The sequence below is a fragment of the Streptomyces sp. LaPpAH-108 genome (assembly GCF_000373625.1).
Taxonomy (GTDB): domain Bacteria; phylum Actinomycetota; class Actinomycetes; order Streptomycetales; family Streptomycetaceae; genus Streptomyces.
Genome location: NZ_KB891987.1, coordinates 276,899 through 292,628 on the forward strand (window position 1 = coordinate 276,899; position 15,730 = coordinate 292,628).

The following is a 15,730-nucleotide window of genomic DNA, read 5'->3' on the forward strand; positions in this document are numbered from 1 at the left end:
CTCCACCGTGTCGGCCCCCTCACGTAGAGTGCCGAAGACAGCGTGTGGCCCCGTAACTCTTTCGAGTGACCGTCGTTGAGAGTGCGGAGGCGGTTGAAAACACAAGTGCTCGGGCAGGCGTCCGAGACGGTCGACCGCACAGGTGACGATTCCGTACCAGCCTGGAGGCTCAAGGTGACGCGCATCAGCTGCGGAGGGCGGTCATGACATCCGTCCTCGTCTGCGACGACTCCCCGCTTGCCCGAGAGGCGCTCCGCCGCGCGGTCGCGACCGTGCCCGGCGTCGAGCGCGTGACGACGGCTGCCAACGGCGAGGAAGTCCTCCGCCGCTGGGGTGCCGACCGCTCCGACCTCATTCTCATGGATGTCCGCATGCCCGGCCTGGGCGGTGTCGAGACCGTGCGTCGGCTGCTGTCCGCCGACCCGGGCGCGCGGATCATCATGCTCACCGTCGCCGAGGACCTGGACGGCGTGGCGCTCGCCGTCGCCGCCGGGGCGCGGGGCTATCTGCACAAGGACGCCTCGCGCGCCGAACTGCGGGCCACCGTGACGCAGGCCCTCGCCGACCCGACCTGGCGGCTGGCCCCGCGCCGGCTGCGCTCGGCCGAGATGGGGGCCGCCCCCACGCTCACCGCGCGGGAGATCCAGGTCCTCGAGGGCATGAGTCACGGCCGCTCCAACGCCGAGATCGGCCGCGAGCTGTTCCTCTCCGAGGACACCGTCAAGACCCACGCCCGGCGCCTGTTCAAGAAGCTCGGCGCCTCCGACCGCGCCCACGCGGTGGCGCTCGGCTTCCGCTGGGGTCTGGTCCGCTAGGACATGCGCGGCGGCGGTGCCCCGGGCCGCCACCCGTCGCTCCCCGCCTGCCGGTCGGCGGGCGGGGCGGAGCGGGTGGACGGGGGCTCGCGCCCCCAGCTGTCTTCGCGTTCTTCCCGCCTTCCCCTGCGGCGCGGTGCTGTCGGCCGCGTGACGGTGGTGGCGTACGGGGGCTGTCCGAGGGGCTTTCGCTGTGGGCTCGGTCCTGCGATCGGCGTCCGGAGGTGGGCTGTGATGCGGTCACCTGGCGGTGGGCTGGGGCGGTTGGCTGCCGGTGCCGGTGTCGTGGGGTGGGGGCGGTCACGTGACGGTGAGCGTTCGTGCCGGGGGGCGGCGGTGCGGGGGTCGGCGGTGCCGGGTGGGGCGGGGCGACGTGGTGGGTCGGCACGTGGTGCGTCGATACATGGCGGGTCGTCACGTGGTGGGTTGCCACAGGGTGTGAGGCCACGTGGTGGGGTGGCACATGGTGGGTCCGCACATGGGGCGAGGTCATGTGGTGTGGTGCCGCGGAGTGGGTCGGCACCTGGGACGACGCTATGTGTTGGGGCGCCACAGGGTAGGCAGCCACAGGGCGCGGCGCCACGTAGTGGGGCGGCACACGGTGGACCCGCGCATGGGGCTAGGTCATGTGGTGGGGTGCCACGGGGTGGGCAGCCACAGGGCGCGGCGCCACGTAGTGGGGCGGCACACGGTGGACCCGCGCATGGGGCTAGGTCATGTGGTGGGGTGCCACGGGGTGGGCAGCCACAGGGCGCGACGCCACGTAGTGGGGTGGCACATGGTGCGACGACACATGGCGGGTCGGCCCGCGGCACGTCGGCACATGGGGCGTTGCTACATGGACATGGGGCGTTGCTACATGGCGCGTCCGCACATGGAGGTCGGCTCCACGGCGGGTCTGGTGCGTCGGCACATGAGGGTCGGCTCCATGGTGCTTGGCCACGCGGGGTCGGCGGTGCTTGGCCACGCGGGGTTGATACGCCGGGCGTGTGCCCCCGGGCTCGGGCGCAGGGTGTCCGGTGGCGCTGTGTGTGGCTGGACGGTGCTTCGTCGCAGAGGGTGCGAGGTGTTTCGCCGCGAGCCGGTCGGTCGGGTGGTCGCCGGGCAGCGGGCGGGAGGCCCGTGCGGGTTCGGCCGTATGACGTCCCGCCGCACAGCGGTGCGCCGCAGAATGTGCGGCCACATGGTGCGTACCCCCACGGCGATGGCCACGGCCACAGCCTCGGGGCACACGCCGCCCGAGCACACAGCTCGTACCCCCACGGTGAAGGCCACTGCCACAGCCTCGGATCACACCTAGCTCGAACACACAGGCCGTACCCCCACACCCCCCAGCCGTGCTGTATTCCGCCACCACATACCTGCCGCCCCCGCCCCACTCCGTCCACCCCGGAGGGTGCCCGCTCCGTGTTTTCCTGGGGATGCCGCATCCTTGAGGTGTGGAGTCTCTCGGGGAGTCGGTCAAGCGGAAGGGGAGGGTGCGGCGGATGACTGCTGCGGGCGCACCTGCTCATAACGCTTCGGTGCACAACCACGAACGCGATGCGACGGACCGGACGGCCGCAAGGCACCATGGACCGATGCGCGACGAGGAGGCGAGCACGGCTCACGGGGCGATCGGCGCCCTGGTGCACCGTGCCGTCGACGGGGACGAGCAGGCCACGCACGATCTGCTCGCGCACGTCCACCCCCTCGCCCTGCGCTATTGCCGTACGCGCCTGTCCCGGCTGCCCGGCGACGCGCGCCACTTCGTCGAGGACCTCGCGCAAGAGGTCTGCGTCGCGGTGCTGCTCGCCCTGCCGCGCTACCGCGACACCGGCCGCCCCTTCGAGGCGTTCGTCTTCGCCATCGCCTCGCACAAGGTCGCCGACCTCCAGCGCGCCGCGATGCGGCACCCGGGGTCCACGGCCGTCCCCTCGGACGAGATGCCCGAGCGCCCCGACGACTCCCTCGGCCCCGAGGAGCGCGCCCTGCTCAGCAGCGACGCGGCCTGGGCCAAGAAGCTGCTGGCCAACCTGCCCGAGAACCAGCGCGAACTGTTGCTGCTGCGTATCGCCGTCGGCTTGACCGCGGAGGAGACGGGGCAGATGTTGGGAATGTCACCAGGAGCGGTACGGGTGGCGCAGCACCGCGCGCTGAGCAGGCTGCGCGCGCTGGCCGAGCAGTAGCCCGTACACCGCCCCGGGACGGTCCGCCGGTGCCGGGGCACGACCGGCCGGTGCGGAGCGAAAAGCGGTGGTGGGGCGGCCGGAGAGGCCGCCCGAGCAGACCGGGTGCGAGCCCGTGCGTGAACGCCCGCGCCACCGTTTCCGTACGAAAATACGAAGCCCGCGGTGCCCCCGTAGCGTGGAATTTGCTGGCGACACTTCCCGTTAGCATGGACATCCGCACCGATCAAGGCCATTTGGGGAAGGTGTCATGACTGCCAACGTCGACGGAGTGCCCGGTAAATTCGCGACACTCGGGCTGACCTACGACGACGTGCTGCTGCTCCCGGGCGCGTCGGACATGGCGCCCGAGGACATCGACACCGCCTCGTACGTCTCCCGCAATGTGCGTGTCAACATCCCGCTGCTGTCCGCCGCCATGGACAAGGTGACCGAATCCCGCATGGCGATCGCGATGGCCCGCCAGGGCGGCGTCGGCGTGCTGCACCGCAACCTGTCGATCGAGGACCAGGCTAACCAGGTCGACCTGGTGAAGCGGTCCGAGTCCGGCATGGTCACCGACCCGATCACCATCCACCCGGAGGCCACGCTCGCCGAGGCCGACGCGCTGTGCGCCAAGTTCCGCATCAGCGGCGTCCCGGTGACCGATCCGGAGAAGAAGCTCCTCGGCATCGTCACCAACCGCGACATGGCCTTCGAGACCGACCGCAGCCGCCGGGTGCACGAGGTCATGACGCCCATGCCGCTGGTCACGGCCAAGGTCGGCATCTCCCGCCCCGAGGCGATGGAGCTGCTGCGCAAGCACAAGATCGAGAAGCTGCCGCTGGTCGACGACCGCGGTGTGCTCAAGGGTCTGATCACGGTCAAGGACTTCGTCAAGGCCGAGCAGTACCCGAACGCGGCCAAGGACGGCGAGGGCCGGCTGCTGGTCGGCGCGGCCGTCGGCGTGGCCGGTGACTCCTTCGAGCGCGCCCAGGCGCTGATCGAGGCCGGTGCCGACTTCATCGTCGTGGACACCGCGCACGGTCACTCCCGCCTGGTCGGCGACATGATCGCCAAGATCAAGTCGAACTCCTCCGGCGTGGACGTCATCGGCGGCAACATCGCCACCCGCGACGGCGCCAAGGCGCTGGTCGACGCGGGCGCCGACGGCGTCAAGGTCGGTGTCGGACCGGGTTCGATCTGCACCACCCGCGTGGTCGCCGGTGTCGGCGTCCCGCAGGTCACCGCGATCTACGAGGCCGCGCTGGCCGCCAAGGAGGCCGGTGTCCCGGTCATCGGCGACGGTGGCCTGCAGTACTCCGGCGACATCGCCAAGGCCCTGGTCGCGGGCGCCGACACCGTGATGCTCGGCTCGCTGCTCGCGGGCTGCGCGGAGTCCCCGGGCGAGCTGCTGTTCATCAACGGCAAGCAGTTCAAGTCGTACCGGGGCATGGGCTCGCTCGGCGCGATGCAGACGCGCGGTGAGCGCAAGTCCTTCTCCAAGGACCGCTACTTCCAGGAGGGCGTCGCCTCCGACGAGCAGCTGATCCCCGAGGGCATCGAGGGCCAGGTGCCCTACCGCGGCCCGCTGTCCTCCGTGGTCCACCAGCTGGTCGGCGGTCTGCGCCAGTCGATGTTCTACGTCGGTGGCAGCACGGTGCCCGAGCTGCAGGAGCGCGGCCGGTTCGTCCGGATCACCTCCGCGGGCCTCAAGGAGAGCCACCCGCACGACATCCAGATGACGGTCGAGGCGCCGAACTACAGCAGCCGCGCCTGACCCGCACCCACGCGGAGCACCTGACGAGGGCGGTCCCGGTTCCACCGGGGCCGCCCTCGTCATGGGTGTCGGGGATACTGGAAGAGCCGAAACGCAAGAGGAAAGGCATGACGTGACTGAGATCGAGATCGGGCGCGGCAAGCGCGGCCGCCGGGCGTACGCCTTCGACGACATCGCCGTCGTCCCCAGCCGCCGCACGCGAGACCCGAAGGAGGTCTCGATCGCCTGGCAGATCGACGCCTACCGTTTCGAGCTGCCGTTCCTGGCCGCTCCCATGGACTCGGTGGTCTCCCCGGCCACCGCGATCCGCATCGGTGAGCTGGGCGGGCTCGGCGTCCTCAATCTGGAGGGTCTGTGGACCCGCCACGAGGACCCGCAGGCGCTGCTCGACGAGATCACCGAGCTGCCGGACGAGCTGGCCACCCGCCGCCTCCAGGAGATCTACGCGGCTCCCATCAAGGAGGAGCTGATCGGCCAGCGCATCAAGGAGGTGCGCGACTCCGGCGTGGTCACGGCGGCGGCGCTCTCCCCGCAGCGCACGGCGCAGTTCTCCAAGGCGGTCGTCGACGCGGGTGTGGACATCTTCGTCATCCGGGGTACGACCGTCTCCGCGGAGCACGTGTCGTCCTCGCACGAGCCGCTGAACCTGAAGCAGTTCATCTACGAGCTGGACGTCCCGGTGATCGTGGGCGGCTGCGCCACGTACACCGCCGCGCTGCACCTGATGCGCACCGGTGCGGCCGGTGTGCTGGTGGGCTTCGGCGGCGGCGCCGCGCACACCACGCGCAACGTGCTCGGCATCCAGGTGCCGATGGCGACGGCGGTCGCCGACGTGGCGGCGGCCCGCCGTGACTACATGGACGAGTCCGGCGGCCGGTACGTGCACGTGATCGCGGACGGCGGTGTCGGCTGGTCCGGCGACCTGCCGAAGGCGATCGCCTGCGGTGCCGACGCGGTCATGATGGGCTCCCCGCTGGCCCGCGCCACCGACGCGCCCGGCCGTGGTCACCACTGGGGCATGGAGGCGGTGAACGAGGAACTGCCGCGCGGCAAGAAGGTCGACCTCGGCACCGTCGGCACCCTGGAGGAAGTCCTCACCGGCCCCTCCCACACCCCCGACGGCTCGATGAACTTCTTCGGCGCCCTGCGCCGCGCCATGGCCACCACCGGCTACAGCGAACTGAAGGAGTTCCAGCGCGTCGAGGTCACGGTGGCGGACAGCCAGCACCGCCGCTGACACGCTCCCTGACCTGCGAAAAGGGCCCGGCCTGCGAAGGCCGGGCCCTTTTGCGTACCCAGTGGTCGGTACGTCACCGCAAGCCCACTCGCTGGGAACGGACCCGTCTGTGGATGGTGAACCTCCGCTCCCGCGCGCCCCCCTTCACAACCGGTGCGCCGCCCCCGTCGGAGTGACGCCCCTCGTGTCCAGCAGGAGCTGGGCCTTCACCGAGAGGCCCTGGAGGTCGTAGGTGCGGTGGGGCTGGAGGAGGATCGTGAGGTCGGCGTCGGCCGCCGCTTCGTAGAGGGAGTCGGCGCGGGGGACCGGGTGGTTCAGGACGCTCCAGGAGGGGACCAGCGGGTCGTGGTAGCTGACGGAGGCGCCCAGTTCCATCAGGTGGAGGGCGATCTCGCGCGCGGGGGAGCCCTGCTGGTCGGCGAGGTCGGCCTTGTAGGTGACGCCGAGCAGGAGCACGCGCGCGCCCCGGGCGGACTTGCCGTGCTCGTTGAGGAGGGCGGCGGCGCGCTGGACGACGTAGCCGGGCATCCGGCTGTTGACCTGCTGGGCCAGCTCCACCATGCGCAGACCCCGGCTCGTGTGGCCGGTGAGGTCCTGCGGGACGGAGTGGCCGCCGACACCGGGGCCCGGCCGGAACGCCTGGAAGCCGAACGGCTTGGTCTCCGCGCAGCGCACGACGTCCCACAGGTCGATGCCCAGCTCGTGGCAGAGGACGGCCATCTCGTTGACGAGCGCGATGTTGACGTGCCGGAAGTTGGTCTCCAGGAGCTGGACGGTCTCGGCCTCGCGCAGCCCGCGCGCGCGGACGACCTTGTCGGTGAGCCGTCCGTAGAAGGCGGCGGCCGATTCGGTGCAGGCGGGGGTGAGGCCGCCGATGACCCGGGGGGTGCCCGCGGGGGTGCGGTCGCGGTTGCCCGGGTCCACCCGGCTGGGTGAATAGGCGAGGTGGAAGTCGCGTCCGGCGCGCAGCCCGGAGCCGCGTTCCAGCAGGGGGCGCAGGAAGTCCTCGGTGGTCCCGGGCAGGACGGGCGACTCCAGGACGACCGTGGTGTGCGGGCGCAGCTGTCCGGCCAGGGCGCGGGCGGCGGCCTCGACCTGGCTGAGGTCGGGGGAGCCGTCGGCGCCGCGCGGGGTCGGCGCGCAGATGACGGCGGTGCGGACGCGGCAGAGCTGGGCGGGGTCGGTGCCGGGACGGAAGCCCGTGGAGCGCATCCGGCGCAGCTCGGCGGGGCTGAGCGAGCCCGCCTCGGGTCCGGTGGAGTAGCCGATGGTCGGGATGCCTGCGGCGACGGCGGCCTGGGCCAGCGGCAGGCCGTAGGGACCGAGTCCGATGACGGCGAGGTCTGCGGGCATGGCGTGGGCCGTCCTTCCCGTTAGCCGAAGTGGGACAGGTGCGCAAGCGGTGTGGACCGGCTGAGCGAGCGCACTGTCAGACTAGGTACAAATATGACCGTTATGTGTGATTGTGTTCGTGTGTCTTCCGTGTCATGCGTGTCATGCGAGGGATACGGGGGAGTTGTCCACAGGGCGAAAGTCCGTGGTGGCTGAAGCCGCGCGGGGCGGTCAGAATTTGGGCATGAGGAGGGGGTGAACCGGGCTTCGCCCACCGGGTGCGGCCGACGCGAGCGGGTTCTGCGAGGAGCGGGAGGCAGCGGTGAGGACAGCGAGTCTTGATCCGGCGCAGCGCGCCGAGGCACTGGCGGAGATGGCGGAGCGCGAGCTGGACGTGCTGGTCGTCGGCGGCGGCATCGTGGGTGCCGGAACCGCACTGGACGCGGCCACACGCGGGCTGTCCACGGGCATAGTCGAGGCCCGGGACTGGGCCTCCGGCACCTCCAGCCGCTCCAGCAAGCTGATACACGGCGGACTGCGCTATCTGGAGATGCTCGACTTCCCCCTCGTCCGCGAGGCCCTGAAGGAACGCGGCCTGCTGCTGGAACGGCTCGCCCCGCACCTGGTCAAGCCGGTGCCGTTCCTCTACCCGCTCCAGCACCGGGGCTGGGAGCGGCTGTACGCGGGCACGGGCGTCGCGCTCTACGACGTGATGTCGATGGCCCGAGGACACGGCCGGGGCCTGCCCCTGCACCGCCACCTCAGCCGCAGCCACGCCCTGCGCGTCGCCCCCTGTCTGCGCAAGGACGCCCTGGTGGGCGCGCTCCAGTACTACGACGCCGAGGTGGACGACGCCCGCTTCGTGGCCACCCTGGTGCGCACGGCGGTGTCCTACGGCGCGAAGGCGGCCAACCGTGCGCGGGTGACCGGGTTCCTGCGCGAGGGCGAGCGGGTCGTCGGCGTCACGGTGGAGGACGTGGAGGGCGGCGGGGAGTACGAGATCCGCGCCCGCCAGGTCGTCAACGCCACCGGGGTGTGGACCGACGACACCCAGGCGCTGGTGGGGGAGCGCGGCCAGTTCCACGTCAAGGCGTCCAAGGGCATCCACCTGGTCGTGCCCCGCGACCGCATCCACTCCAGCACCGGGCTGATCCTGCGCACCGAGAAGTCCGTCCTGTTCGTCATCCCCTGGGGCAGGCACTGGATCGTCGGCACCACCGACACCGCGTGGGACCTAGACAAGGCGCACCCGGCCGCCTCCAGCGCCGACATCGACTACGTCCTGGAGCACGTCAACTCGGTGCTCGCGGTGCCGCTCACCCGGGACGACGTCGAGGGTGTCTACGCCGGGCTCAGGCCGCTGCTGGCCGGCGAGTCCGAGGCCACCAGCAAGCTGTCGCGCGAGCACACCGTGGCGCATCCGGTGCCGGGGCTCGTGGTCGTCGCGGGCGGCAAGTACACGACGTACCGGGTGATGGCCGAGGACGCCGTCGACGCCGCCGTGCACGGGCTGGACCGGCGGGTGGCCGAGTCGGTGACCGAGGAGATCCCGCTGCTCGGCGCCGAGGGCTACCCGGCGATGTGGAACGCCCGCGAACGCATAGCCGCCCGCTCCGGACTGCACGTGGCCCGCGTCGAGCACCTGCTCAACCGGTACGGCTCCCTGACCGACCAGCTGCTCGACCTCATCGCCGCCGACCCGAGCCTCGGCGAGCCGCTGCGGCACGCGGACGACTATCTGCGCGCCGAGATCGTCTACGCCGCCTCGCACGAGGGGGCCCGGCACCTGGACGACGTGCTCACCCGCCGCACCCGCATCTCCATCGAGACCTTCGACCGGGGCACCCGCAGTGCCCGCGAGGCCGCCGAGCTGATGGCGCCGGTGCTCGGCTGGGACCAGGACCAGATCGACCGCGAGGTCGAGCACTACGAGAAGCGGGTCGAGGCCGAGCGCGAGTCCCAGCGCCAGCCGGACGACCTGACGGCGGACGCGGCGCGGCTGGGGGCGCCTGACATCGTGCCGCTGTAGGAGCGTGCCGTGGGGGCCCGGCGCCGGAGCCGGGTTCCCACGCCGGGTTCCGGGTTCACTCGAACGAGTGGCCGAATTCGGGATCTCGGGCCGGAACTCGCGCGTTCTACCAGGTGCGGGGGCAGAACTCGGCGGCGAGCAAGGCCGGTTCGAGCCGGGTGTCTGTCATCGCGTCCGTGTTCACGCGGAAGGTGAGCACATGGCCGCCGTCGGCCGTGGCGGCCGTGCGCACATAGCTTCCGCTGATCCGGCCGTTGTGTCCCCAGACGACGACCCCGCACGGAAGCCGGAACGGATACAGCCCCATGCCGTACTCCCCACGTGCGGCACGGGTGTCCTTCATCTCGCGCAGCCAGTGCGGGGTGAGCAGTTCGCCGCCCAGCAGGGCCGCGTAGAAGCGGTCCAGGTCGTCGAGCGTGGTCACCAGCTCGCCCGCCGCACCGGCCACGCGCGGGTCCAGCGCGGTGACGTCGGTGCCGTCGGCCGCGAAGGCGTGGCCGTGCGGCGCAGGGAGCGAGCGGCGCGAGCCGGGGAAGGAGGTGCCCACGAGACCCAGTGGGGCGATGATCCTGCGCTGTGCCTCGGCGGCGTAGGAGTGGCCGGTGACCTGACGGATCACCATGCCGAGCAGGACGTAGTTGGTGCTGGAGTAGGCGTAGTGGCCCCGGCGGGCCGGAGGGAGGGTGAGCGCGAGGCCGACGGCCTGAGAAGGCGTCAAAGGCACGGTGCCAGCGGTGGCCTGGGTGAAATCGGGCAGTCCGCTGGTGTGGGTGAGCAGCTGACGCAGGGTGATGCGGCGGCCGTCCGGAAGGGAGCCGGAGTGGGGCCCGGAAGCCCGGGTCGGCCGCAGCAGGCCCGGCAGATGCCGGTCCACCGTGTCGGACAGCGACAGCCGGTGCTCGGCGGCCAGTTGCAGCACGACCACCGCGACGAACGTCTTGGTGATGCTTCCGGCCCGGAAGTGGTCGGTGCGGGCGATGCCCCGTCCGGCCTCGGCGTAGCGGGAGACACGCCCGGGCCCGGTGCGGATCTGGTTCAGCAGCGCGGCGGCCGGGGCCCCGCCCTCGGTGACCAGGCGGGGCAGCGCCGCGTCGGTGGACCCGGCTGTGGGCGCGGTGCCGGAGGTGTCGGGTGACAAGGTGGGAGAAAGGAGCAGTGCCGCCACGAGAACCGGTATGGACAGGACTGTCCGAAGCGTCGGCATGTGCGTCTCCTCCCTCGCCGGGGACATCATCCCGGCAACTGGAACATCTGGTTCAGGCGGCCTCCGGATACGGGGGACCGGGGGTGAGAACAGGGGCCCCCAGGGCGACGGCCACTTGTCGGGTGAGGGACAATGGAGGCTCTGTCAGGGCGGGTTGCATGAGGGGACGCATGTCGGAGGCGGAGCGGGCGGGGTCATCCCGTCAGGAGACTCGTCAGGGCAAGAACGAGCGTCGTCTTCTCGCCGGGCGGTACCGGCTGGGGGACGTGCTCGGCCGGGGCGGCATGGGCACGGTGTGGCGTGCCGAGGACGAGACCCTGGGCAGGACGGTCGCCGTCAAGGAGCTGCGGTTCCCGTCGAACATCGACGAGGACGAGAAGCGGCGTCTGATCACGCGGACCCTGCGCGAGGCCAAGGCGATCGCCCGGATCCGCAACAACAGCGCGGTGACGGTCTTCGACGTGGTCGACGAGGACGACCGGCCGTGGATCGTCATGGAGCTGGTCGAGGGCAAGTCCCTGGCCGAGGTCATCCGCGAGGACGGACTGCTGGAGCCCCGGCGGGCCGCCGAGGTCGGCCTCGCCGTCCTGGACGTGCTGCGCTCGGCGCACCGCGAGGGCATCCTGCACCGTGACGTGAAGCCGTCCAACGTGCTGATCGCCGACGACGGCCGGGTGGTGCTCACCGACTTCGGCATCGCGCAGGTCGAGGGCGACCCGTCCATCACCTCCACCGGCATGCTCGTCGGCGCCCCCTCCTACATCTCGCCCGAGCGCGCCCGGGGTCACAAGCCCGGCCCGGCGGCGGACCTCTGGTCGCTGGGCGGCCTGCTGTACGCGGCGGTCGAGGGCACCCCGCCGTACGACAAGGGTTCGGCCATCGCCACCCTCACCGCCGTGATGACCGAGCCCCTGGACGAGCCCAAGAACGCGGGCCCGCTCAGGGACGTCATCTACGGCCTGCTCACCAAGGACCCGGCGCAGCGGCTCGACGACGCCGGTGCCCGCGCGCTGCTCAACGACGTGATCCGCGCGCCGGAGCCGCAGGTCCTGGAGCCCACGCGGGTCGTACCGCTCCCGGTGCAGCCCGGACCGGAGAGCAAGCGGGGCGAGGAGGCGGCGGAGAAGCTGCGCGGGGCGCTGCGGTCGGTCCGCAAGGCGGGCGGCGCGGGCGCGGCCGGTGCTTCGGGTGCCAAGGCCGCTGGTCCGGGCGGTGCGTCCGGTGCGGGTGCGCCGAAGACCACGACGGCCTCCGGACCGGCGTCCCCGGGCGCGTCCCAGGGGCCCGACTCCGTCGGCAACAAGCCAAGTTCGGGCTGGCCGGTCATGCCGCCGCCGGACCTCGACCTGCCGCCGCGCCCGGTGCCGAAGGCGTCGTTGACCGACGTGGTGCCCCGGCGCACGCTGGTGATCATCGCGGTGGTGGTGGCCCTCGCGGTGATCGGGGTCGTCGTCGCCGTCGCCCTCAGCGGTGACGACGGGGGAGACGACGGCGGTGGCTCCAAGGCGGCCCCCTCGTCGTCCGCCTCCGTCAAGTCGGACGACCGCGACGGCAAGGGCAAGGGCGGCGGCGCTGCGCCCGACGGCGGTTCCTCGGAGAGCGCGAACGGCTCTTCGGCGAGCGCGGAGACGGCCTCGTCGGACTCCGGGTCCGGCTCGGACGACTCCTCGGGTTCCGGGAAGGGCGGCGCCGCGCCGGTCGTCTCGACCCACAAGGCCGCCCAGGGCTACTCCATCGGCCTGCCCAAGGGCTGGTCGTACGAGTCGTCCTCCGCCGCGGGCGACCGCTACACCGGCCCGGACGGCCAGAAGCTGCTCGTCGGCTGGACCAGCACGCCCAAGGACGACCCGGTGGCGGACTGGCAGAGCCAGGAGCGGTACATGGTCCGCTCCCAGTACAAGCGCATCGGCATAGACAAGGTGCGCTACCGGGGCTGGAACACGGCCGACTGGGAGTTCACCTACGTCGACGGCGGCACCAAGTACCGTTCGATCGACCGGGGTTTCGTGGTCAACGACCACCTCGGGCAGGCGCTGATGTACACCGCGAAGGCCGACCACTGGGACAGCGCGCTGCGCAAGGACACCTGGAAGACCCTCACGGAGTCCTTCGAGCCCAACTCGTGACCTGAACGAGCCCGGTTCGGGAGCGCGAGAATCCGTCATCCCCTCAATGCGGCTTGCCTCCGGCACGTATCGTGAGGGGTCGCGGACCGTACGCAGCGGGGTGTACGCGCGGAACGGACCGTCAGGGGAACGAGCCTGGGCGACCGTACGGCAGGGGGTGGCGACGTGGACGAATACGCGGGCCGAGTGCTCGCCGACCGCTACCGTCTGCCGCTGCCGCCCTCCGACGCGTACGAACTGACGGAGACGCGGGCCTTCGACACCTACAGTGGCCAGGAGGTGATGGTCCGCCAGGTGCCGTTGCCCGAGGTCGTCGAGGCCGAGGTGCTGGACGCGGAGGGGCTGCCCGACGGGTTCACCGCGCGGGAGCGCGGGCGGCGTCCCTCGGCGGCCCGGGGTGCCACCCGCAGGCCCGCCGACCCCGCCGTGCGCCGCGCCCTCGAAGCCGCGCAGGCCGCTGCCCGGATACCCGACCACCCCCGCCTTGACCAGGTCTTCGACGTGTTCGCGGAGGGCGGTTCGCTCTGGATCGTCAGCGAACTGGTGTCCGCACAGCCCCTGTCGGCCCTCCTCGCCGAGCAGCCGCTCAACCCGTACCGCGCGGCCGAGGTCGCCTCCGACGTGCTGATGGCGCTGCGCGTCCTGCACGCCCACGGCTGGACCCACCGCAACATCACCGCCCGCACGGTCCTCGTCTGCGACGACGGCCGGGTCCTGCTGACCGGGCTCGCGTCCGGGGCGGCGGAGGAGGCGCTGTGCGGGTACGACCCGGTGCCGGTGGAGCCCGGGGAGACTTCGCCGGGGCAGCCGCGTCAGGTCGGCGCGCCGCCCGGTCCGAGTGGGCCGGGGAAGCCCGGTGGCGGTGGCGCGGGTGTGCCGCTCGGTGCCGGTGCGGCCGACGCGGGCGCGTTGCCCGTCCGCCCAGGACCAGGCCCGGCCCCCGGCCCCGGCTCCGGCCCCGGCCCAGGTCCCAGCCCCGACGCCGCTGCCGACACCGACCCCGAGGCCGCACGCCGCGCCGCGATCCAGGCGCGGGCCGCCGCGGCGGGCAAGGAGCCCGGGGCGTCCGGGGCATCCGGTGCGTCCGGACAGCGGGCGCTGGAGAGCGGCGAGGACATCCGCGCGGCCCGCGCCGGTGCCATCGCCGCCTACCGCGCCGGAGCGCGTGCCGCCGCCCGGGTGCAGGAGTCCCAGGAGGGTCACCGCGCCGCCCTGCCCGGTGCCCGTACGCCCGAGCCGGGCGAGACGGACGCCACCGCCGAGGGCGGGGCCCGGTCCCCGTACCCCGAACCACGCCCCGCCGAGCCGTACCCGGCGGAGCCACGCCGTACCGAGCTGCCCGCCGCCGGAGCCCACGCCGAGCGGTCGTACGCCAACGGGCGGGAGACCGGCTCGCCCGGCACCATCGCCGACCCCTACGGGGTGGCGGGCAGGCCCTGGCACGGAGCGGCGCCCCGGACCGGTGCCGTACCGGCGCCGTCCGCCGCGCCGAGGGCGCTCGGCGGGGACACCCGTAACGGGGCGTCCGCGCACGGCGGCGAGCACGTCCACCCCGAGCACGTCCACCCCCAGCCCGCCGTCCCCGCGCAGACCGGCGGAGTCTCCCGCTGGGACGAGACCGTCCCGGTCGGAACGCTCTCGCGCGGACCCGGCAACGCCATCGCCGCCGAGCGGTCCCGGCAGATGCGGATGAGCGTCGTCGGAGCCGTCACCGAGCGGTGGGCGCCGGAGCAGGCCGGGCCGGTGCACGAGAACTGGCAGCTGGCCGCGCCGATCGGGCCCGCCACCGATCTGTGGGCGCTCGGGGCGCTGCTGTTCCGGGCCGTGCAGGGGCACGCGCCGTACCCCGAGGAGGCCACGGCCGAGCTGGTGCAGCTGGTGTGCGCCGAGCCGCCCGCCTTCGCGGAGGAGTGCGGGGCGCTGCGCCCGGTCGTGGAGTCGCTGCTGCGGCAGGACCCCACCGAGCGGCCGGACGTGGAGGAACTCGCCGGGTGGCTGCGCTCGTTGGTGCGCTCCGCGCCCGAGCCGGACGCCGGGGCGCATGTGGTGCCCGTGCCGCCCGCCGACCCGCGCAGGCTGCCGATCGTGCGGCGGCGCGGCGAGCTGGTGCGACGGCGCCGCAACCGAGCGCCCGCCCGGAACCCGCACGGCAAGCACAAGCGGGACCGGTCCGGGCCGCAGCGTTCACCGCGCAGCCTCGGCCGCCTCCTGGTACTCCTCGTGCTGCTCCTGCTGGCCGGGGCGATCGCCTACGCGATGCTGTTCCTGCCCAAGCGCGGCGAGGACGGCGCGGCGGGCCGCGACCACGCCGGTACGGCCGGACAGGCGAGCCCCGCACCCTCCCACGAGCAGCGCCCAAGTCCCGCTGACAGCAAGGGAGATGACAAGGCAGGCGGCAAGCCGAGCGCGTCCGCGCCCGCCGCCGAGACCCAGACCGGCGGCACCTCGGTGGCCGACGGCTTCACCCTGCGCACCGACCCGGACGGTTTCCGGGTCGCCGTCGCCAAGGGCTGGGACCGCACCCCGCGCAACAACAGCGGTCAAGTCGTCTACGGCCACGGCGACTTCGAGCTGATCGTGGTGCCAGGCCGGGACGGTACGGGCTCGTACGGCACCGACCCGATGGCGTACCAGCGGGACAAGGAACGCGAACTCCAGCCGTACCGCTCCTCCAGCTGGGCCACCGCGACCGGCCTCAGGACCATCGAGGTGGGCGGACGCACCATGGCCGAGGGGCAGTTCACCTGGACCGATGCCAGCGGACGCGACCTGTACGTGCGCAACATGGCGATGCTGCTGAACGGCCGCTACCACGTCGTCCAGGTCCGGGGCCCGGAGGCGGAGCGGGACGAGGTGACACGGCTGTACGACCAGGCCACGTCGACGTACCGCTACACCGGCTGAGAGGCGTACCGACCCGGCAGTCCGCCGGGTCATCGTCACGAGTCGCACAAAGCGCGTAAACACCATGGGGGAGCCGGACTTCGGTTCCCCGTGCGGCGGGGAAGCGACAACCGTCACAGTGGTGTCTCCGTAGGACCCCGCCGGTTCCCTGCGGGG

Annotated in this window: 9 protein-coding genes; 7 read left to right on the plus strand and 2 right to left on the minus strand. The window is 72.5% G+C overall.

What is annotated here, in order from left to right; genetic code table 11:
* The first annotated feature begins 203 nt into the window (after positions 1-203).
* The 4 genes from B079_RS0101330 (at position 204) to B079_RS0101345 (ending at position 5,979) form a co-directional block, all read left to right on the plus strand.
* On the plus strand, positions 204-815 hold the full coding sequence (locus B079_RS0101330) for a response regulator transcription factor (protein WP_003948568.1): 612 nt from the start codon (positions 204-206) through the stop codon (positions 813-815).
* Positions 816-2,395: 1,580 nt separating this feature from the next.
* Complete coding sequence (locus B079_RS0101335; protein WP_018543959.1) at positions 2,396-2,983, plus strand: sigma-70 family RNA polymerase sigma factor; 588 nt, start codon at positions 2,396-2,398, stop codon at positions 2,981-2,983.
* Between the two features lie 250 nt (positions 2,984-3,233).
* Entirely contained in the window at positions 3,234-4,742 is a 1,509-nt protein-coding gene (guaB, locus tag B079_RS0101340) for an IMP dehydrogenase (RefSeq protein ID WP_018543960.1), read from the plus strand.
* Positions 4,743-4,854: 112 nt separating this feature from the next.
* Entirely contained in the window at positions 4,855-5,979 is a 1,125-nt protein-coding gene (locus B079_RS0101345; protein ID WP_018543961.1) for a GuaB3 family IMP dehydrogenase-related protein, read from the plus strand.
* A 144-nt stretch (positions 5,980-6,123) separates the two neighbouring features.
* Here B079_RS0101345 and B079_RS0101350 read toward each other — a convergent pair whose 3' ends face one another.
* On the minus strand, positions 6,124-7,332 hold the full coding sequence (locus B079_RS0101350) for a nucleotide sugar dehydrogenase (RefSeq protein WP_018543962.1): 1,209 nt from the start codon (positions 7,330-7,332) through the stop codon (positions 6,124-6,126).
* A 301-nt stretch (positions 7,333-7,633) separates the two neighbouring features.
* On the opposite strand from B079_RS0101350, the gene B079_RS0101355 reads away from it, so the two are divergent.
* Positions 7,634-9,340, plus strand: coding sequence for a glycerol-3-phosphate dehydrogenase/oxidase (locus B079_RS0101355; RefSeq protein WP_026248240.1), 1,707 nt, complete (start codon positions 7,634-7,636; stop codon positions 9,338-9,340).
* 106 nt (positions 9,341-9,446) lie between these two features.
* Here the strand turns inward: B079_RS0101355 and B079_RS0101360 are convergent, their stop codons facing one another.
* Positions 9,447-10,544, minus strand: coding sequence for a serine hydrolase domain-containing protein (locus B079_RS0101360; protein WP_018543964.1), 1,098 nt, complete (start codon positions 10,542-10,544; stop codon positions 9,447-9,449).
* Between the two features lie 170 nt (positions 10,545-10,714).
* Between B079_RS0101360 and B079_RS0101365 the strand changes: the two genes are divergently transcribed.
* Both B079_RS0101365 and B079_RS0101370 read left to right on the plus strand, forming a co-directional pair.
* Entirely contained in the window at positions 10,715-12,670 is a 1,956-nt protein-coding gene (locus tag B079_RS0101365) for a serine/threonine-protein kinase (RefSeq protein ID WP_018543965.1), read from the plus strand.
* Positions 12,671-12,835: 165 nt separating this feature from the next.
* Positions 12,836-15,574: a protein kinase gene (locus tag B079_RS0101370; RefSeq protein WP_018543966.1), complete on the plus strand. Its 2,739-nt coding sequence runs from the start codon at positions 12,836-12,838 to the stop codon at positions 15,572-15,574.
* Positions 15,575-15,730: the final 156 nt, after the last annotated feature.